Genomic DNA, 19,343 nt, shown 5'->3' with positions numbered 1-19,343 from the left:
CGCGTCGTCACCGGCGACCACCACCACATCGAGCGGTCCCACCCAGGTCGGGGTGGTCGGTGCGACGACCAGCGGCACGGTCGCGTGCGCGGCCAGCATCGCGACGACCAGTTCGGCGGCCCGCGCCGAGCGGGCGTCCCCGCCGACGAGGACGACGCTGCGCGGGTGCAGGTCGTGCAACCGGTCCAGGGCCTGTTCGTCGACCGCGGATGCCGTCGCTCGGATCTGCGCGCCGCCGAGCGCCGACATGCGCAGGATGCCGTCGATGTCGGCCGCGATCAGAGCGCTCGAGTCATCGAAGTCGAACAGCGGCGAGGGAGCCGTCATCACTGCGCCACCTTCCTTCAGCCGATTCGAACCGGCCCGACGCAGCAGCCCGGGCACACCCGATTATCCCCGTCACGAACATTTCCGCCACGAACGCGCGCCGTCACGAACGCACGATGGCCAGAATTTCCGTCGCCAGCGAGTCGACCTCTTCCGCCGTGCGCGCCTCCACGTTGAGGCGCAGCAGCGGTTCGGTGTTCGAGGCGCGCAGGTTGAACCATGCGTTGCCGGGCAGATTCACGGTGACCCCGTCGAGCCGGTCCACCGACTCGGCGCGGTCCGCGAACGCGCTGAGCACCGCCTCGGTCCGTGCCGCGGCGTCGTCGACGGTCGAGTTCAGCTCACCGGACGCGGCATACCGCTCGTAGGAGCTCATCAGTTCGGAGAGCGGGAGGTCCTGCCCGCCCAGCGCGGCCAGCACGTGCAGGGCCGCGAGCATCCCGGAATCGGCGCCCCAGAAATCGCGGAAGTAGTAGTGCGCGGAATGCTCCCCGCCGAAGACCGCACCGGTCTCGGCCATCTGCTGCTTGATGAACGAGTGACCCACCCGGGTGCGGACCGGCTCGCCACCGAGTTCGGTGACGAGTTCGGGCACGACCCGCGAGGTGATCAGGTTGTGGATGATCGTCGCGCCGGGTTCCTTCGCGAGCTCGCGGGCTGCGACGAGTGCGGTGACCGCGGAGGGGGTGACCGGCTCGCCACGCTCGTCGACGACGAAGCAGCGGTCGGCGTCCCCGTCGAACGCCAGACCGACGTCCGCGCCGGACTCGCGCACCAGCTGCTGGAGGTCGACGAGGTTCGCCGGATCGAGGGGGTTCGCCTCGTGGTTCGGGAAGGTGCCGTCGAGTTCGAAGTACAGCGGCACGAGTTCGACGGGGAGCACATCGAACACCGCGGGCACCGTGTGCCCGCCCATGCCGTTCCCGGCGTCCACGGCGACCTTCAGGGGCCGCATCTCGCTCAGATCCACCAGGCCGCGGACGAACGAGGCGTACTCGTCGAGGACGTCCTGCTCCGTGATCGTGCCCGGCGCGCCGTCGTGGGCGGGTACCCCGGCAACGAGTTCGGCGGTGATGGTGGCGAGACCGGTTTCCTGGCCGACGGGCTTCGCGCCGGCACGGCACAGCTTGATGCCGTTGTAGCGGGCCGGGTTGTGGCTGGCGGTGAACATGGCGCCGGGGGCGTCGAGGAGCCCGGAGGCGAAGTACAGCTGGTCGGTCGAGGCGAGCCCGATGTGCACGACGTCGAGCCCTTGGGCGGTGACGCCCTCGGCGAACGCGCGGGACAACTCGGGCGAGGATTCGCGCATGTCGTGACCGATGACGATCCGCGTCGCCGGGTTCCCGCCGTCGCGCACGAGCCGGGCGAAGGACGCACCGACCTCGCGGACGAAATCCGCGTCGATCTGGTCACCCACCACGCCCCGCACGTCGTATGCCTTGACGACGGCGGCCACGGATTCGGCAGATCTCGCCACTGTTATTGCTCCTGATCGTCGTACACGCACGCCACCCTCCGCAGCGCGGCAGCGATCAGCCTAGTGGAGTACTCGGAACTGCCGTGCCCAGCGCTCAGGACGTGGGGTCCGGCAGCACACGCAGGTGTCCGCGACGCCCGGTGCGGGTCGTCGGCTGCGCGACCTGCCGCGGGGCGGCGTCGGACTCGTCGGCGTCGCCGTGACCGTGGCCGCGATCGCCCAGACCGGCCTCCCGCACCGCCTCGGCGAGCGCGGTCAGATCGTCCTCGTCGGGTGTGCCCGACGAGAACGCACCTTCGTACCGGACCAGTTCCCAGCCCTTCGGCGCGGTGATCCTCGAGCCGTGCGATTCGCACAGATCCCACGAGTGCGGCTCGGCCACCGTGGCCAGCGGTCCCACGACCGCCGTGGAATCCGAGTACACGTAGGTCAGCGTCGCAACAGCAGGGTTCTTGCACCCAGGCCGGCAGCATCGACGCAGTGTTCTCACGGATGGGAGCGTAGCGCGCCCGTCGCGTCGCGACTATCCGGACACACCGGAACGGCACAATTCGAGTCGCGTGTCGTAGTGTCGCCTACATGTCTCGCGTTCGCCGGCCCCGCCCCGTGACGTCCCGATCCGTCGCGCGTCGCGGACGCGGAATCCGCGGGCCGATGTTCCCCCACGACCTTCCGGTGTGGAAGTCGCGGGCCGAGAAATTCGACCTGCTCGTGCTCGGTGCGTTCGCTCCGATCGACGCGCAGTGGCACGACCGCCTCACGAAGCTCGACATCGCGGTCGACGAGGTCCCGAAGATCCGTGCGCTGGATCCGGACTCGGTGAACTGGCCGGACGAGGTCGTCGCGGACGGTCCGGTGCCGCTGTCGCGGCTCGTCCCGGCCGGCATCGATCGTCGGGGCGCGGCCACGCGGGCACGCATCGTCCTGTTCCGCCGGCCCCTCGAATTGCGCGCGAAGGATCCCGACGACCTGACCGATCTGGTCCACGACGTGCTCGTGCACCAGGTCGCAACGTATCTGGGAGTCGAACCGGAGGTCGTCGATCCCGAACTCGGGGATCTCGGCGAAGACTGAACCGGCTGATCCCGGCGAGGACCGCTCGTCGGTGGCGGCTGCTTCGGAAAAGAGTGAGGGCCGGATACTCGACCCCCATCGAGTACCCGACCCTCACCCCCAAACAGACCGGCATTCCACCTTGTCCGAACTCCCCGTACCGGACCGGTCCCGATCTCAGACGATGCCCCGCTTGAGGCGCCGCCTTTCCCTCTCCGAGAGACCACCCCAGATGCCGAACCGCTCATCGTGGGCCAGGGCGTACTCGAGGCATTCGTCCTTCACCTCGCACCCCATGCAGATCCGCTTGGCCTCCCTCGTCGATCCACCCTTTTCGGGGAAGAACGCCTCCGGATCGGTCTGCGCACACAGCGCACGGTCCTGCCACTGTTCCTCGACGTCCGACGGATCGGAAAGTCCTGCAATCAGACTCAGCACCGACGACGTCGGCTCTCCGTCGTGCCCGCCTTCGGCACAGATGCCCTCGACTGCAGTCTCGATCCGAGTGTCCTCGAACCATTCGCGCTCGTCGGCCATACACGCCTCCTAACCTGCAGCGCTGCATCCTTCACATTCGGGGATCTACCCCGGGCCATTCCGCGAAGGCCGGTCGTATATGCATATTCCGCATACGATCCCGCGTTTCGAAATGTCGGAATGACACGTATGTGATTACACACGTTGGGCGTGTCGCGGTCAAGCCGAACGGACGTATTCGCTACCATCGAGCACTTCGGAGTAGGCCGCGTCACGCTCGGGGCAATTCACCCGGTGACATCCGGCACAATTCACCCTGTCGCATTCCTCACATTTCACCCCATCGGGCGGTGCCTCACCAGTCACGAAACGGACCCCCTAGGCTTGTGCTGTGAACGTGACAGTTTTGGTCGGAGGCGTCGGCGGGGCCCGGTTCCTCACCGGCTTGCGCCGCCTGCTCGGCATCGAACCCGGGCGAGACCTCGCCGTGGACGCCCCGCACCGCATCACCGCGGTCGTCAACGTCGGTGACGACGTCTGGATGCACGGGCTGCGAATCTGTCCCGACCTCGACACATGCATGTACACGCTCGGCGGCGGCATCGACCCCGAACGGGGCTGGGGCCGCACCGACGAAACGTGGAACGCCAAGGAAGAGCTCGCCGCATACGGCGCGAATCCCGACTGGTTCGGCCTCGGTGACCGGGACCTGGCGACCCACCTCATCCGCACCCAGATGCTGCGCACCGGATATCCGCTCTCCGCGGTCACCGAAGCGCTGTGCACCCGATGGAAGCCCGGGGTGACGCTGCTCCCGGTGTCGGACGACCGCAGCGAAACCCACGTCGTGATCACCGACCCCGCCGACGGCGAACGCCGCGCGATCCACTTCGAGGAATGGTGGGTGCGGCACCGCGCGGCGGTCGAGACCCATTCCTTCGCGCACATCGGCGCCGACGAAGCGAAACCTGCACCGGGAGTGCTGGAATCGATCGAATCGGCGGACGCGGTGATCCTCGCTCCGTCCAACCCGGTGGTGAGCATCGGCGCGATCCTCGCCATCCCCGGCATCCGAGGCGCCCTGCGCACCACCTCCGCGAAGGTCGTCGGCCTGTCCCCGGTCGTCGGCGGGAAGCCGTTGCGCGGCATGGCCGATGCGTGTCTCGACGTGATCGGCATCGAATCGACCGCAGAAGCCGTCGGCCGCCACTACGGCGCGCGCAGCGGCACCGGCATCCTCGACGGCTGGCTCGTCCACGAGACCGACACCGCCGACGTTCCCGGGGTCGCCGTCCGCAGCGTTCCCCTGCTCATGACCGACCCCGCGGCGACCGCCGAGATGGCGCGCGCCGCACTCGAACTCGCCGGAGTCAGCCTGTGATGTCCCCCGACGCGACCGCCAGCACCGACGTGCGCGACCACGCACCCGGCCGGCCGATCGAGATCATTCCGGTCACCGGACTGCCCGAGTTCCGGCCCGGCGACGATCTCGCCGAGGCGATCGCCGCCGCCGCGCCGTGGCTCGTCGACGGCGACATCCTCGTCGTCACCAGCAAGATCGTCTCCAAGGCCGAGGGACGCATCGTCGAGTCCCCCACCGACCCGGACGCGCGCGATGCGCTGCGGCGGCGACTGGTCACCCAGGAGGCGGTCCGCGTGCTGGCCCGCAAGGGACGCACGCTCATCACCGAGAACCGGCTCGGCATCGTCCAGGCCGCATCCGGAATCGACGGTTCCAACGTCGACTCCGGCGAACTCGCGCTGCTCCCCGAGGACCCCGATGCCAGCGCCGCCGGACTGCGTGAGCGCTTGCGCTCGCTGCTCGGGGTGACCGTCGCCGTCGTCGTCACCGACACGATGGGCCGCGCCTGGCGCGTCGGCCAGACCGACGCCGCGATCGGCGCCGCGGGCCTGCCGGTTCTGCACGGCTACGCCGGCTCGCACGATTCGCAGGGCAACGAACTGTTCGTCACCTCCGTCGCCCTCGCCGACGAACTCGCCGCCGCCGGCGATCTCGTCAAGGGCAAGCTCGGTGGGGTTCCGGTGGCGGTCGTACGCGGTCTCGACACCGTCGACGACGGTTCCACGGCCCAGGACCTGATCCGCCGCGGCGAGGAGGACCTGTTCCGGCTCGGTGCCGACGAGGCCCTCGAGCAGGGCCGTCGCGAGGCGTTGCTGCTGCGACGGTCCGTGCGGACCTTCTCGGCCGAACCGGTCGATCCGGAGGATCTGCGCGACGCGGTCGCCGATGCGCTCACCGCCCCCGCCCCGCACCACACGCGTCCGGTGAGGTTCGTGTGGGTGCGCACCGAGCAGGTGCGCCGCCGGCTGCTCGACCGGATGCGCGACCGCTGGGCCGACGACCTGGCGGCGGACGGCCTGGACGCGGCCGCGATCGAACGCCGGCTGGCCCGCGGTGCGATTCTCTACGACGCCCCCGAGGTGCTCGTCCCGTTCTGGGTGCCCGACGGCGCGCACACCTATCCCGACGCGCGCCGGACCGCGGCCGAGGCCACCATGTTCACGGTCGCGGCCGGTGCCGCCGTGCAGGGGCTGCTCGTCGCGCTCGCCGTGCGCGGGCTCGGCAGCTGCTGGATCGGATCGACGATCTTCGCGCCCGACGTCGTGCGCGAGGAACTGGGTCTGCCCGCCGACTGGTCGCCGCTCGGCGCGATCGCCGTCGGGCATCCGCTCACCGCACCCGAGCCGCGCGAACCCGCATCCGCCGACGCCGCGCTGCTGGAGCTGTAGCGATGTCGGCGCGATCGCTGCACGAGTCCGCCACCGAACGGCTCCTGGCCTGGGACACCGATTCCGCCGACGCCGAATCGCTGCGGCACACGATGCTCGCGTTCCTCGGCTCGGCGCCGGACGGCTGCCTGCGCGCCCACGCGCCGGGACACATCACGGCGTCGTCGCTGGTGCTCGACGCAGAGCATCGCAACGTGCTGCTCACCCTGCATCCGAAGGTGGGCCGGTGGATCCAGCTCGGCGGGCACTGCGAGGAATCCGACGACACCGTCGTCGACGCGGCACTGCGCGAGGCCACCGAGGAATCGGGCATCGAGGGCCTCGTCATCGATCCGGACCTGCTGTCGGCGCACACCCACCCGATCACGTGCTCGCTCGGGATTCCCACCCGGCATCTCGACCTGCGGTTCCTGGTGACGGCACCGCCCGGCGCGGTGCCGACGCGCAGTGCCGAATCCACGGATCTGCGGTGGTGGCCCGTCGACGCGCTGCCCGACGACGCCGAGCGCGACACGATCGAGCACCTGGTCGCGCTGGCGGCGGCCCGCTCAGTCGAACGAGCCGTGCCGGCCGGAACCGGCGGCGAACCGGGCGGCGCCGGCCACGGCACCGTCGGCCAGTGAGGTCGTCCCCCGGCGGAATTCGTTGAGCATCGCCTGATCCTCGCTCAGGCCCGCCTGTTCGAGCACCGACAGCCGGTCCTGCCGCAGGCACGTCTGCGGGAATCCGGCGATCTCGGTGGCCAGTTCGACGGCCGCGTCCAGCGCGGTCCCGGCCGGAACCGTGCGGTTGACCAGTCCCATGCTCAGCGCCTCGTCGGCGGCGACCGGGCGGCCGGTCAGGACGAGGTCCATCGCGCGGCTCTCCCCGATCAGCCGCGGCAGCCGGACGGTGCCGCCGTCGATGAGCGGCACGCCCCATCGGCGGCAGAACACGCCGAGGACCGCGTCGTCGTCGGCGACGCGAAGGTCCGCCCACAGCGCCAGCTCCAGGCCGCCGGCGACGGCGTGCCCGGAGATCGCCGCGATCACCGGTTTGGACAGCCGCATCCGGCTCACGCCCATCGGTCCGTCCCCGTCGGGCGCGACGCGGTTGCTGTCGCCCGTGCTGATCGCCTTGAGATCCGCCCCGGCACAGAATGTTCCGCCCTCGCCGTGGAGGACGGCGACCGCCGCGTCGGGATCCGCGTCGAACGCCCGGAACGCCGCGGCGAGCGCGTCGGCGGTGGGTCTGTCCACGGCGTTGCGCACGTGCGGGCGGTTCAGTCCGATCGTGGTGACCGGGCCGACTTTTCGGACGACGACCGTGTCGGGAGTCATCCCCGGAGCCTACTCACGCGACCGGCGAGCCACCCCGGTTCGCGGTCTCGACGGGCGTGAGCGTCGGCCGTTTGGGGGTGATCCCGTCACCGGAGGAGGTGCCGCGGACGCGGCGCCCGACCCAGGGAACCAGGAAGTCCCGCATCCACCGCAGGTCCTCGCGTCGCTGGTCGGCGGGCGCGGGCTCCGGGATCCGTTCGAGGACGACCGGCTCGATGCCGTGCTCGACGCCGAGCGCGTCGAGCACCCGTGCGGCCATGTTGCGGTGCCCGAGCGGGGACATGTGCAGGCGGTCGAAATCCCACATGCGGTAGTCCCGGTACTCGCCGAAACGCCAGTAGTCGACGAGCGTCGCACCCCGCCGGTCCGCGATCTCACGGACGAGTTCGTTGTAGGTCGCGATCCGGCCGCGCAGGTGCCGGAACACCGGCGCCCATCCGACGTCGTAGGCGGTCCACATCACGACGGTCGCGCCGGTCGCGGCGAGGCGGCCGATCGCGTCGTCGTAGTCGGCGGCCATCGCGTCCAGATCCAGCTTCGGCCGCATGACGTCGTTGCCGCCGGCGTAGATGGTGACCAGGTCGGGGTTCAGGGCGACGGCCGCGTCGACCTGCTCGGCGAGGATCTGCCGCATGAGCCGCCCGCGCACGGCGAGATTCGCGTACGCGAACTCCGTTCCGGCAGAGGCCAGTTCGTCCGCTACCCGATCGGCCCATCCGCGTACCCCGTTGGGACGCGACGGGTCCGGGTCACCCACTCCTTCGGTGAACGAATCCCCCAGGGCCACATAGCGTTCGAATTTCACAGGTCACCACCCACGCAGTCGGTCGAAGGTATCTCGTGCGGTCAGACGTCGGTACTGAACCGGATGCCGCCGTCGGGGATGGTCACGCCCGGCCACACCCGCGCGCCGCGAAGCAGTTCGCAGCGGGCGCCGATGTCCGCGCCGTCACCGATCACGCCGTCGCGGATCAGCGCACGCGGTCCGACCCGCACGCCGAATCCGATGATGGACCGCTCGATCACCGCGCCGGCCTCGACCTTCGCGCCGTCGAAGATCACCGCACCGTCCAGTCGCGCCCCGGCGCCGATCTCGGCGCCGCGGCCGACGACGGTTCCGCCGATCAGCAGCGCACCGGGAGCGATCGACGCCCCCGGGTGCACGAGCGACTCGCCGCGCTGCCCCGGCAGGGCCGGCGACGGCGCGATGCCGCGGACCAGGTCCGCCGATCCGCGCACGAAGTCCTCCGGGGTCCCCATGTCACGCCAGTACGCGGCGTCGACGTGCCCGAACACGCGCTTGCCCTCGGTGAGCAGCGCCGGGAACACCTCGCGCTCCACCGAGACGGGACGACCCTCGGGGATGGACTCGATGATCTCCCGCTTGAACACGTAGCAGCCCGCGTTGATCTGATCGGTCGGCGGATCCTGCGTCTTCTCGAGGAACGCGGTGACCCGGCCGTCGGCGTCGGTCGGCACGCAACCGAACGCCCGGGGGTCCCCGACCCGCACCAGGTGCAGGGTCACGTCCGCGTCGGTCCGGGTGTGCGTGTCGAGGATCGCTCCGAGATCGGTGCCACCGAGGACGTCACCGTTGAACACCATGACGTTGTCGGCGCGCAGCTTGGGCAGCACGTTGCGGATACCGCCGCCGGTGCCGAGCGGTTCGCTCTCGGTGACGTACTCGATCTCCAGACCGAGATCGGAGCCGTCGGCGAAGTGTTCCTCGAAGACCTCCGCCTTGAACGAGGTGCCGAGCACGACGTGCTTGATCCCGGCCTCCCGGATGCGGGCCAGCAGGTGGGTCAGGAACGGCACACCCGCGGTGGGCAGCATCGGCTTCGGCGCCGACAGCGTCAGCGGCCGCAGGCGGGTGCCCTGGCCGCCGACCAGGATGACCGCATCGGTGTGCGGTGCGGCGTCACTCGTCATCTCGTCTCCCCTGATCCACTCTGCCGGCCGTCCGTCACGGTGCCGGAATTCTCTCGATCGCGTTCGCGGACCGCAGCCGCGACCGCCACTCTGGAACGCACCGCGAGGCCGGCGCGCAGCGCCCATCGCAGCGGGGCCTGCCACAGGTGCGGGTGCCGGTCCGCCTGGAACCGGTAGGCACTGTCGTGGTGGGCGGGCAGCATCAGCTCGGGATGGCGTCCGGCGGCGTGCCCCTTGGCGTGGGTGACCTCGGCGTCCGGGATGTAGACGTTGAGCCAGCCGGCGCGGCCGAGTCGGTCTCCGAGGTCGACGTCCTCCATGTACATGAAGTAGCGCGAATCGAAACCGTCGACCGCGTCGAACGCCGCGCGCCGCAGCAACAGGCACGATCCGGACAACCAGCCCACCGGCCGTTCGGCGACTGCCTCGTTGTCCTGGCGGTAGCGCAGGGTCCACGGGTTCGACGGCCACACCGTGCCGAGCAGGGCGTGCCCGGCGCCGGAGACCAGGGTGGGCACGCTGCGCGCCGACGGGTAGATGCTGCCGTCCGGTTCGCGGATGAGCGGGCCCAGCGCACCGGCCCGCGGCCAGCGCTGCGCGGCCTCGAGCAGACGGTCCAGCGATCCCGGTCCCCACCGCACGTCCGGATTGGCGACGACGACGAACTCGGCCGACGGATCGACCTCGGCGACAGCGCGGTTCACGGCGCCGCCGTAGCCGATGTTCCCGCCGGTGTGCAGCAGCCGCACGTTCGGGTGCGCGGCCTCGGCGGCCTCCGGCGCCCCGTCGGTGGACCCGTTGTCCGCCATGATCACCTGGGTCGGCAGTTCCGTCGCACCCGTCAGCGTCGCCAGGAAATGCTCCAGGTGCTCGCCGGGCGAGTAGGTCACCGTCACCACGGCCAGCTTCGCACTCACGCGGGCAACCTTAGCGGCCGCGTCCGAGTGCTCCGAATCACGCAGTCCGTCCTCGGACACCGCCTCCGGCCGGTGCGTGTCCGGCCCGGCCTCCACGGCCTCGCGCGTCACCCACGGACCTCCGTCGTGCTCAGCGCGGCGTGCAGCGCCTCGCGCCACGGGCGCAACGGCGTCAGGCCCGCCGCGGCCCACGCGCTGCCGTCGAGCACCGAATACGCCGGGCGCGGGGCGGGCCGGACGAACTCGGCACTGCTGCACGGCCGCACCCGCTCGGGGTCCGCGCCGATCTCCGCGAACACGGCCCGGGCCAGATCGAACCAGGTCGCCTCCCCCGCGTTGGTGGCGTGCAGCACCCCGCCGGGCACCGGATCCGGACCGCCCGCGCGAGCGGCCAGTTCGAGCAGCGCGTCCGCGAGGTCGCGGGCGAACGTCGGAGATCCGCGTTGGTCGTCGACCACCGAGACGGTGTCGCGTTCGCGTTCGAGGCGTCGCATCGTGGCGACGAAGTCCCCGTCGTCGCCGGTGTACACCCACGCGGTGCGCACGACGTGCGCGGACGGCAACGCGGCGAGGACGCCACGTTCCCCGGCGAGCTTCGTCCGCCCGTACGCGGTGCGGGGGCCGGTCGGCGCGTCCACCCGGTACGGCTCGGTCGCGTCGCCCGCGAACACGTAGTCGGTGGAGACGTGGACGAGGTGGGCGCCCGCACGGGCGCACGCGGCGGCGAGCACCGCCGGACCGTCACCGTTCACCGCCGCGGCCCGGTCCTCGTCCGTCTCGGCAGCGTCGACCGCGGTGTAGGCGGCGCAGTTGACGACCACGTCCCCGGGCCGGACGGCGTCGGCGACGCTGCGCGGATCCGTGATGTCGAGCTCGTCGGAACCGTATCCGCGGACCGCCGTACCCGCGGCCGTGCCGCGCGCGAGCAGCTGCCGGCCGAGCTGACCGCGGGCACCGGTGATCAGAACTGTGTTCACGGCCAAAGTCTGGCACGCCGGAGAGGCTCCCGACGATGCGCCGGTGCCCGCAGTAGCCTTGGTTCCGCGCCGCCCCCACCCCGGCGTACGCCATCCGAGCCACCCGACAGGAGGACCTGCACGTGCCGCCAGAGCCGCCCACCCGCAGCGATCGGGAGAGGCCGGCGCCACGCAGGACCAGGCAGCAGACCGCGCCCGTGCAGCGTGGCCCGAGCATCGCCGCGCGGGTGTTCGAAGGTCGTCCGCTGCGCATCGCGATGGCGATGCTGGCGGCGTTGACACTGGTGGTGACCGGTTTCGCATGGCGGAGCATCGACTCCCTGCGGGCCTCGCTCGCGACGATCGGCGGTCTCGGACTCGGCGGTGGCGAGGACGGCGCCCTCGACATCCTGCTGGTCGGCACCGACAGCCGCACCGACGCGCACGGCAACGCGCTGTCGCAACGCGAACTCGACGCGCTGCGGGCCGGCGAGGAGGTCGCCAACAACACCGACACGATCATCCTGATCCGGGTGCCCAACGACGGCAGTTCCGCGACGGCCGTCTCCATCCCCCGCGATGCGTACGTCGAGGTGCCGGGGATCGGCATGTCGAAGATCAACGCGGCGTACGGCGCGACGAAGGAACTCGAGCGCATCCGGCTCGTCGAGGACGGCGAATCGGACGCGACCGCGGAGAAGGACTCCTCCCGGGCCGGTCGCGAGGCCCTGATCGACACGGTGGCGAACCTGACCGGCGTCACCGTCGACCACTACGCGGAGGTCGGCCTGCTCGGATTCGTGCTGCTCACCGATGCAGTGGGCGGCGTGGACGTCTGCCTCAACAATGCGGTCGACGAGCCGCTGTCGGGCGCACGGTTCGCCGCCGGCAAGCAGACCCTGCAGGGAGCCGACGCGCTGAGCTTCGTCCGGCAACGCCACGATCTGCCGCGCGGCGACCTCGACCGCATCGTGCGACAGCAGGTGTTCATGGCGTCGCTGGTGCAGAAGGTGCTCAGCGCGAAGACGCTGAGCAATCCGTCGAAGCTGAGCCAGCTCACCGCGGCGGTGCAGCGGTCGGTGGTGCTCGACGACGACTGGGACATCCTCGATCTGGCGACACAGATGCAGGACCTGTCGGGCGGAGCGGTGCAGTTCTCCACCGTTCCCGTCGAGGACATCAACGCCATGACCGACTACGGCGAGTCGGTCGTGCAGGTCGATCCGGCCGCGGTGAGGGCCTTCGTGGCGTCCCTCAGCGGTGTCGAGACCGCAGAGGCCACCGAGGTCGCCGCGACCACCGCGGTCGCACCCGACATCGACCGCTCCTCGGTGACGGTCGACGTCGCGAACGCCGGGGACGTCGCCGGTCTCGCCTCCACCGTGTCGGCCGCCCTGACCGCGGAGGGTTTCACCGAGGGTGAGGTCGGCAACTACGGGGTCGTCGGGAGCGGCGATCCGGTGGACACGTCGACGGTGTTCGCGGCCGACCCCGATTCCGACGAGGCGAAGGCCGTGGCCGCCGTGCTCGGTGGTCTCGACGTCGCCGCCGACCGGTCGCTGCCGAAGGGGCAGGTCACGGTCGTGCTGGCAGCCGGCTACGACGGCCCCGGTTCCGGTGCGTCCCGGTCGACCACCAGCACGGCCGCGTCGGAGCTGACACCGGCCGGCGGCACCGCCACACCCGCCCCGCCCGCCGACCCGATCGACGCCGGCAACGGAACCCGCTGCGTCAACTGACCACCCGACGAAAGAGATTTCCGTGACCACCCTGACCGACGCCCTGCTCGACCCGATCCTGGCCGCCGACCCGGCAGGTCCGCGCATCACCTGGTACGACGATGCGGCCGGCGCCCGCATCGAGTTGTCGGCGGTCACGCTCGCGAACTGGGCGGCAAAGACCGCCAACATGATTCGCGACGAATTCGGGCTGCTGCCCGGCGGCCGGGTCGCGGTGCTGCTACCCGCGCACTGGCAGACGGCAGCGGTGCTCCTCGGTGCGTGGTGGGCGGGCGCCGACGTCGTGCTGGACGCCGATCCCGATGCCGAACTGGCGCTGGCCACCGCGGACCGGCTCGACGACGTCGCCGATGTCGCCGAGGTCGCGGCGCTGTCCCTCGACGCGTTCGGGATGCCGGTGCCGAACCTGCCGGTCGGGGTGACCGACTACGCCACGCACGTGCGCATGCACGGCGATCAGTTCCGGTCGTCCGGCGACGCCGGGGCCGCGCTCGACGGACGGTCGTCTGCCGAAATTCTTTCCGCTGCACGCGAATCCGCATCGTCGTCCGGGATCGGCAGCGGCGACCGGGTGCTGTCGGGTCGCGAATGGTCCACCGCGGACGACCTGATCTCGGGGCTGCTCGCGGTCCTCGCGGCCGGCGCGTCGCTGGTGCAGGTGAGCAACCCCGACGCCGACGCCACCGAACGGCGGGTCGCAACGGAGAAGATCACCGTCCGGCTCGACTGAACAGTCGCCCCACCCGCGCGCTCCCTCTCCCCCGGGTTTCCGAGCGAATGTATCGCTCGTCTCCTTCGATCGAGTGAATGTACCGCTCGCTCAGGGCGTTCAGGGGCGCTCGGGGCGCTCAGGAAGGTAGCCGCCGTCGGCGAGGCCGGCTTCGACCTCGAATCGGTTGCGCGGACCCGGGTTCCGCATCTCCTCGACGAGATACCGCACCGCGAATCCCACCCCGAACCTTGCCCACTGGTCGGCATGGACCGCCTCGTGGCGCAGCAACCGATCCGACGGCCACCGGTTCGTGAGGAAGACTCCACCGATCGTCGTACCGCCGCGGGCGAATCCGAACCGCAGACCTGTGCACACGTAGAGACCGGACCGCTCGTCGAATCCGATCGTCGCGCCGCACAACCGCGCCCAGCACAGCGCCAGCACCGTCACGACCCGCGCGGACGGCACGCCCCGCGACGCCCGCGTCATCCTGCCCGTTCCTGCCACGCCGGGAGCGTAACCGGTCAGGACCCGTCACCTCGCGCCCGGACGATCGCGGTCGCGGTGAGTGCGACGGTCCGGTCCTCGTCCCGCGCGAGCCGGTCGAGAACGTCGCGGGCTGCGCGGCCGGGGATCTCGGCGAGCGCCTGCGCCAGACGCAGCCGAGCGGCACCGTCGGCGGCGTCACCCAATCGGTGTTCGAGCGCGGACACGACGTCCTCGGCCGCGATCGGACCGCCGGCCAGTGTCCCGAGCACCTCGGCGGCTTCGACGTCGCGCCGGCCCTCGACGACGAGATCGACGAGCCCCGGGAGCGCGTCGGCGCTGCCGCGGGACCCGAGCGCCAGGGCCGCGCGACCGCGGATCGTGGTATCGGGATCGTCGAGTGCGCGACGCAGCAGCCTCGCCGCGTCCGCGTCCGGCACCGCGGCGATCGCCGTGATCGCGCGCCGTCGCACCTCGGCGTCCGGCGAATCCAGGCCGGCTTCCAGTTCGGAAAGGCCGTGCCCGTCGGCGCGAGCGAGCGCCCATTGCAGCGCCCCGGCGACGTTCGGATCGTCCTCGGCGAGCAGGGCTTCGACCAGCGCGGCAACAGGCACCGGTGCCGACTCGTCCCGGGTGAGGACGGCTCGCTGCCGGTGACCTCCCGAGTCCGATTCGAGCGCGTGCAGCAACGACACGACCTGCAGCACGTCGCCCCAGTCCGCGGGAGCGGAGGCGTCGACCCGCAGCAGCCGGGCGAGCAGTTCCTCTTCGGCGCGGATCCGGGCGCGGGTGTGACCGATGAGTTCGGCGACCAGCGTCGCCGGTGCGAAGCCCGGCTCGTCGAGTGCCCGCTTGGCGTCGGTGAGCGACAACCCGAGGGTGCGCAGGCATTCGACGTGGAACAGCCGCCGGATGTCGTCCGCGGAGTACTCGCGGTACCCACCGGTCGTGCGACCGGTGGGTACCACCAGCCCGAGCGTGTCGTAGTGACGCAGCATGCGGACGCTGACACCGGAACGTCGTGAGACTTCCCCGATCAGCACTGCGCGACCTCAGCCATCAGGATCCCTCCGGTCCGGTCACCGCCACCCGCTTCGCCGTTTCCGGATCAACGGTCACCCGCTTCCCGGCTTCCGGATCAACGGTCACCCGCTTCGCGGCTTCCGGATCAACGGTCACCCGCTTCGCGGCTTCCACGGACAACGCGAATGCACTGTCGGGGTCACGATAGAGCGCTTCGGTGGCGGCGGCATGCGCGCGGATCTTCGCATCCGGACTTGCCTTCGCCGCGTCCAGCACCGGGAGCATCGGCTCGCCCAGCCCGACCAGCGCCCGGGACAGGCTGCGCTGCAGCTCCCGGTCACCCCGCCCGAGCGCGGCCCCGAGGTCGGCGGCAAGCTCGCCCTCGACGCCGGCCGGTACGAGCGCCAGGGCCGCACGCCACGCACTGCGTGCGACGTCGTCGTCCCGGTCGTGCAGCCGCGCCGACACGTCGGGCCACGCCCGCCCGTCCCCGATCTTCGACAGCGTGTGCAAGGCCTGACTGCAGGCCTGCGCATTCCCGGATCGCACCTCGTCGAGCAGCCTCGGCACGGTGACGTCGGGGGGCATCCGGCACAGTGCCCAGGTGAGCATGTCGCGGACGTAGAAGTCCGGTTCCACGGCACTCCGGCCCACCAGGATCTCCACCAGGTGCGGCTCGGGATCGGTCCCGGCGCGCAGCGCCGCCTTCAGCCGCGTCGACGGGGCCGCATCGGACAGTGCCTCCACCAGCTGCGCCTCCACCTGCGCGGAATCGGTTCGGCCGTAACGGGTTGTGTTCACGACAACCACCTCCTTCCGCGACCAGTGGAAGCCCTGACACCGTGTGAGGGTCAAGTGGTGTGAGGGTCAAGCACCGAGCGCAGCGACCGGTGGGACGCGGCTCGCGCGCAGTGCCGGAATGAGCGACGCGATCACCCCGGCAAGACCACCGGCGACGACGATCCCGGCGAGTTGCAGCCACGGCACACCGCCGAAGCCGATCTTGCCGGGTCCGATGACCGATGCCGTGCCCGCCGTGCCGAGAAGCAGCCCGAGCGTCACGCCGAGCGCGGACGCGACCGCCGCGACGAGCAGCGCTTCGCGCATCAGCAGGCTCCGCACCCCGGACCGGGACAACCCGATCGCCCGGAGCATCGCGGTTTCGCGTCGGCGTTCGAGCACCGACAGCGCCATGGTGTTGCCGACCCCGATCAGCGCGATCACCACCGCGACGGACAGCAGGCCGCCGACGATCAGCAGCATCGTGTCGAGCACCTTCTCGATCATGCGGCGCATGGCCACCACACCGGCGACCTCACCGCCGGGGACGACCGTCGCCGCGACGCGGGTCACCTCGTCGGTGACGGCGACGAGTGCGTCGTCGGTCATGCCGTCGTCGAAGCGCAGCCACACGGAGTCGGCCGGTACCGGGCCGGCGACCTCCCGCAGGTCGGCGAGGTCGATCAGGGAGGGTTCGCCGGCGGACGTCGCCGTGACCGACAACTCGCGGGCTCCGCTCGGGCCGGTGACGGTGACGGTGCTGCCGTCGGCGGCAGCGAGGCTGTCGGCGAGCGACTGCTCGAGCACGATCGTGCCCGGCTCCGGCAGGCGGACGTCGGCACGGACCGTCGTTGCGGCAGTGGTCGTGTCGACACCCGTCACGGCAACCTCGGTTCCGGCGACGGTAATCTTCGCGGCGGCGGTCTCGGTGGCGGCACGCACCCCCTCGACGCCGGTGAACAGCTCTGCCGCACCGGAGGGAACCCCGTCCGACGGTGCCTCGACGATGGCGTCGACCGGGAAGTTGTCGTCGACGATTCCGGGTGCCCCGGCCTTGAGCGTGCCGGTGCCGACCACGATCGTCGACGTCAGGGTGATGCCGATGAGCAGTGCGGTCGCGGTGGCCGCGGTGCGTCGCGGGTTGCGGACGGCGTTGCCCGCGGCGAGGGCGGCGACGGGACCGCCGAACCGGCCCGTGGCCCGCCCGACCGCGCCGACCGCGACAGGAACGAGTCGCCGAGACGCGAGGACCACCCCGACGAACACCAGCACCCCGCCGGGACAGGCGATCATCACGTTCGCGCCGGCGACGCCGACGACGAGCAGCGCCGCACCCGAGACGAGGGCGAGCGCCGCGCAGACACGGCGCATCCGCGAGTCCGCCACGGGTTCGGGTTGCGTCTCGATCGGGTGCAACGCGGCCAGCGCCGGGATCCGCGTGGCCCGGCGGGCCGGGCCGCTCGCCGCGACCACCGTGACGACGGTGCCGAGCACGATGCCGGCCACGACGGTGATCGGGCCGATCGCGATCGAGGTCAGCGGGATCGGCACGTCCGCGGCCCGTGCCAGCGCGACCACCAGCGCCGCGAGACCGCATCCGGCGAGCACACCCAACGTGGCGGAGACGAGACCCACGACGAGGGCTTCGCCGCGCACACTGCGCCGCACCTGTTTCGCCGACACTCCCACGCATCGCATGAGTGCGAGTTCGCGGGTGCGGGCTGCGAGCAGGACCGCGAAGGTGTTGGCGATGACGAGACCGGCGACGACGACCGCGATCGCGACGAAACACAGCAGCACGTCGCGCAGCACCGAGATGTTGCCGACGTTTGCTCCGGCGACCTCGGTGGCACGGTCGGCGCCGGAGACGACATGCACACCGGGCAGGGCCGCGGCCAGCGCGTCGACGAGGCCGTCCCCGTCGCCGGCGACCCGCAGTTCCACCTCCGCGTCGGCGCCCGCCCAGGAGCGCACCTGCGCGGTCTCGCCGAACACGAGCCCGGAGTCCATGGCCTGCGGTGTGCCGTCGAGGTCGACGGTGCCGACGACCGTGACGAGGTCGGGCGCAGCGTCGGAGGCGGCAGCGTCGGAGGCGGCAGCGTCGGAGGCGATGACGGTGAGCGCTTCGCCCAGCGCGTATCGCGATCCCGAACCGACGACCACCTCGCCGGGACCGCCGGGCCAGCGACCGTCGGCGAGCCGCTGCCAGCGCAACGAATCGTCCGGGGCCAGGCTGGTCACCCTGGCCGATTCGGGAATTCCCTCGGCCCCCACGATCCGGACGTATCCCGTCACGTCCAGCACCGCCGCGCGCACACCGGGTACCGCGGCGGCCGCCGTGTGCTCCGGAGCGACGTCCGGCTCGGAACCTCGCGCATGGTCGAGGACCGCTGCGGCTGCAACCCCTTCGTATTGGGCGGCAGTCGCTTTCGTGATCGAGGTGTTCACGGTGTCGCCGAGCACGAGGGTGCCGACGGCGAACGCGACGGACACGATCACGGCGAGGGCGGACGCGATGTAGCGGCCGCGGTGGGCGCGAGCCTGGGCCAGAACGAGATGCATCATCGCGCCACCACACCGACCGCGCCGAGGCCACGCATCGCGTCGAGCACGGAATCCGCTGTGGGATCCGCTATTTCACCGGCGAGTCGTCCGTCGGCGAGGAGCACCACCCGGTCCGAGTACGACGCAGCGACCGGATCGTGGGTGACCATGACGACGGTCTGGCCGGTCTCGCGCACACTCGACCGCAGCAGCGCGAGCACCTCGGCGCCGGCCTGCGAATCCAGGTTCCCGGTCGGTTCGTCCGCGAAGATCACGTCGGGCTGCGGCAGCAGGGCCCGCGCGACGGCGACCCGCTGCTGCTGTCCCCCGGACATCTCGTGGGGCAGGTGATCGAGACGGTCCGTCAGGCCGAGGCGCCCGACGACCTCGTCGAACCACTGTGGTGCGGGCCGGGTTCCGGCCAGTCGCATCGGCAGCAGAATGTTGTCGCGGGCGGTGAGCACGGGCAGCAGGTTGAACGCCTGGAACACGAAACCGATACGGTCGCGGCGCAATCCGGTGAGCACCGCGTCCGATGCCGTGCTGATCTCGATCGCCGCGCTGTTCTCGGCTGCCGCGCCGCTCCCGGCTCCGCCGTGCAACACCACCCGACCGCCGTCGACGCCGTCGAGTCCTGCCAGCACATGCATGAGCGTGGACTTGCCGGACCCCGACGGGCCCATGATCGCGGTGAACCGGCCGCGCTCGAACTCGACCGAAACACCGTCCAGGGCACGGACTTCGACGTCGCCGTGACCGTAGACACGGACCACGTCGTGCGCCGAGCAGGCGGGCGCGAAAGCTCTGATGGAAGTCATGCTCCGACAGTAGGAATCACTGCGATCCCGAC

General features: G+C 71.1%; 19 protein-coding genes and 1 pseudogene. 6 read left to right on the top strand and 14 right to left on the bottom strand.

The window, feature by feature from the left end; all coding sequences use genetic code 11:
* From I0Q12_RS17450 to I0Q12_RS17440, 3 genes and pseudogenes are all read right to left on the bottom strand, one after another.
* Positions 1–327: pseudogene (locus I0Q12_RS17450) on the bottom strand (tobH protein); the annotation flags it as partial.
* A gap of 103 nt (positions 328–430) precedes the next feature.
* Positions 431–1,804: a phosphomannomutase/phosphoglucomutase gene (locus I0Q12_RS17445; RefSeq protein ID WP_197253090.1), complete on the bottom strand. Its 1,374-nt coding sequence runs from the start codon at positions 1,802–1,804 to the stop codon at positions 431–433.
* A gap of 94 nt (positions 1,805–1,898) precedes the next feature.
* Complete coding sequence (locus tag I0Q12_RS17440; RefSeq protein ID WP_197253089.1) at positions 1,899–2,294, bottom strand: DUF3499 domain-containing protein; 396 nt, start codon at positions 2,292–2,294, stop codon at positions 1,899–1,901.
* A gap of 89 nt (positions 2,295–2,383) precedes the next feature.
* Here I0Q12_RS17440 and I0Q12_RS17435 point away from each other — a divergent pair, with 89 nt between their 5' ends.
* Entirely contained in the window at positions 2,384–2,878 is a 495-nt protein-coding gene (locus I0Q12_RS17435; RefSeq protein WP_197253088.1) for a metallopeptidase family protein, read from the top strand.
* A 156-nt stretch (positions 2,879–3,034) separates the two neighbouring features.
* On the opposite strand, the gene I0Q12_RS17430 is transcribed toward I0Q12_RS17435, so the two are convergent.
* The gene (locus tag I0Q12_RS17430; RefSeq protein WP_169917902.1) at positions 3,035–3,295 is read right to left on the bottom strand and encodes a WhiB family transcriptional regulator; all 261 of its coding nucleotides are present in this window, start codon (positions 3,293–3,295) and stop codon (positions 3,035–3,037) included.
* 430 nt (positions 3,296–3,725) lie between these two features.
* Here I0Q12_RS17430 and cofD point away from each other — a divergent pair, with 430 nt between their 5' ends.
* From cofD to I0Q12_RS17415, 3 genes are read left to right on the top strand one after another with little or no spacing between them, the layout of a single operon-like run.
* Positions 3,726–4,715 (top strand): 2-phospho-L-lactate transferase, encoded by a 990-nt coding sequence (cofD, locus tag I0Q12_RS17425; RefSeq protein ID WP_197253087.1) that lies wholly within the window; start codon positions 3,726–3,728, stop codon positions 4,713–4,715.
* Positions 4,715–6,085, top strand: coding sequence for a coenzyme F420-0:L-glutamate ligase (locus I0Q12_RS17420; RefSeq protein WP_197253095.1), 1,371 nt, complete (start codon positions 4,715–4,717; stop codon positions 6,083–6,085). Before cofD ends, I0Q12_RS17420 begins: the two co-directional genes overlap by 1 nt.
* A 2-nt stretch (positions 6,086–6,087) precedes the next feature.
* Positions 6,088–6,708 carry an NUDIX hydrolase gene (locus tag I0Q12_RS17415; protein WP_197253086.1) on the top strand — a complete coding sequence of 207 codons (621 nt, stop codon included), beginning with the start codon at positions 6,088–6,090 and terminating at the stop codon, positions 6,706–6,708.
* Here the strand turns inward: I0Q12_RS17415 and I0Q12_RS17410 are convergent.
* The 5 genes from I0Q12_RS17410 to rfbD all read right to left on the bottom strand — a co-directional run bounded on the left by I0Q12_RS17410 (position 6,634) and on the right by rfbD (position 11,230).
* Positions 6,634–7,404 (bottom strand): crotonase/enoyl-CoA hydratase family protein, encoded by a 771-nt coding sequence (locus I0Q12_RS17410; protein ID WP_197253085.1) that lies wholly within the window; start codon positions 7,402–7,404, stop codon positions 6,634–6,636. The genes I0Q12_RS17415 and I0Q12_RS17410 overlap by 75 nt on opposite strands.
* 13 nt (positions 7,405–7,417) lie before the next feature.
* Complete coding sequence (locus tag I0Q12_RS17405) at positions 7,418–8,209, bottom strand: SGNH/GDSL hydrolase family protein (RefSeq protein ID WP_197253084.1); 792 nt, start codon at positions 8,207–8,209, stop codon at positions 7,418–7,420.
* 41 nt (positions 8,210–8,250) lie between these two features.
* On the bottom strand, positions 8,251–9,336 hold the full coding sequence (locus I0Q12_RS17400) for a sugar phosphate nucleotidyltransferase (protein ID WP_197253083.1): 1,086 nt from the start codon (positions 9,334–9,336) through the stop codon (positions 8,251–8,253).
* Positions 9,333–10,253 carry a glycosyltransferase family 2 protein gene (locus I0Q12_RS17395; protein WP_197253082.1) on the bottom strand — a complete coding sequence of 307 codons (921 nt, stop codon included), beginning with the start codon at positions 10,251–10,253 and terminating at the stop codon, positions 9,333–9,335. The genes I0Q12_RS17400 and I0Q12_RS17395 overlap by 4 nt, the downstream gene beginning before the upstream one ends.
* A 107-nt stretch (positions 10,254–10,360) precedes the next feature.
* A complete protein-coding gene (gene rfbD, locus I0Q12_RS17390) occupies positions 10,361–11,230 on the bottom strand; it encodes a dTDP-4-dehydrorhamnose reductase (protein ID WP_197253081.1) in 870 nt (289 codons plus the stop codon).
* 257 nt (positions 11,231–11,487) lie between these two features.
* Here rfbD and I0Q12_RS17385 point away from each other — a divergent pair, with 257 nt between their 5' ends.
* Together I0Q12_RS17385 and I0Q12_RS17380 are read left to right on the top strand one after the other, a co-directional pair.
* Complete coding sequence (locus tag I0Q12_RS17385; RefSeq protein WP_197253094.1) at positions 11,488–12,948, top strand: LCP family protein; 1,461 nt, start codon at positions 11,488–11,490, stop codon at positions 12,946–12,948.
* A gap of 22 nt (positions 12,949–12,970) precedes the next feature.
* Positions 12,971–13,678 (top strand): TIGR03089 family protein, encoded by a 708-nt coding sequence (locus I0Q12_RS17380; protein WP_197253080.1) that lies wholly within the window; start codon positions 12,971–12,973, stop codon positions 13,676–13,678.
* Positions 13,679–13,777: 99 nt separating this feature from the next.
* On the opposite strand, the gene I0Q12_RS17375 is transcribed toward I0Q12_RS17380, so the two are convergent.
* Genes I0Q12_RS17375 through I0Q12_RS17355 form a run of 5 tightly spaced genes read right to left on the bottom strand, consistent with a single transcriptional unit; the run spans position 13,778 to position 19,311 of the window.
* Entirely contained in the window at positions 13,778–14,149 is a 372-nt protein-coding gene (locus I0Q12_RS17375; protein WP_197253093.1) for a hypothetical protein, read from the bottom strand.
* 35 nt (positions 14,150–14,184) lie between these two features.
* The gene (locus I0Q12_RS17370; RefSeq protein ID WP_197253079.1) at positions 14,185–15,189 is read right to left on the bottom strand and encodes a HEAT repeat domain-containing protein; all 1,005 of its coding nucleotides are present in this window, start codon (positions 15,187–15,189) and stop codon (positions 14,185–14,187) included.
* A 16-nt stretch (positions 15,190–15,205) separates the two neighbouring features.
* Positions 15,206–15,979: a HEAT repeat domain-containing protein gene (locus I0Q12_RS17365; protein WP_197253078.1), complete on the bottom strand. Its 774-nt coding sequence runs from the start codon at positions 15,977–15,979 to the stop codon at positions 15,206–15,208.
* A gap of 57 nt (positions 15,980–16,036) precedes the next feature.
* Entirely contained in the window at positions 16,037–18,514 is a 2,478-nt protein-coding gene (locus tag I0Q12_RS17360; RefSeq protein WP_197253077.1) for an ABC transporter permease, read from the bottom strand.
* Positions 18,511–19,311, bottom strand: coding sequence for an ABC transporter ATP-binding protein (locus I0Q12_RS17355; protein WP_197253076.1), 801 nt, complete (start codon positions 19,309–19,311; stop codon positions 18,511–18,513). Before I0Q12_RS17355 ends, I0Q12_RS17360 begins: the two co-directional genes overlap by 4 nt.
* Positions 19,312–19,343 lie beyond the last annotated feature (32 nt).

Origin of the sequence: Rhodococcus sp. CX, assembly GCF_015865005.1 — a bacterium.
GTDB lineage: Bacteria > Actinomycetota > Actinomycetes > Mycobacteriales > Mycobacteriaceae > Rhodococcus.
This window is presented reverse-complemented; position numbering and strand designations above follow the sequence as displayed.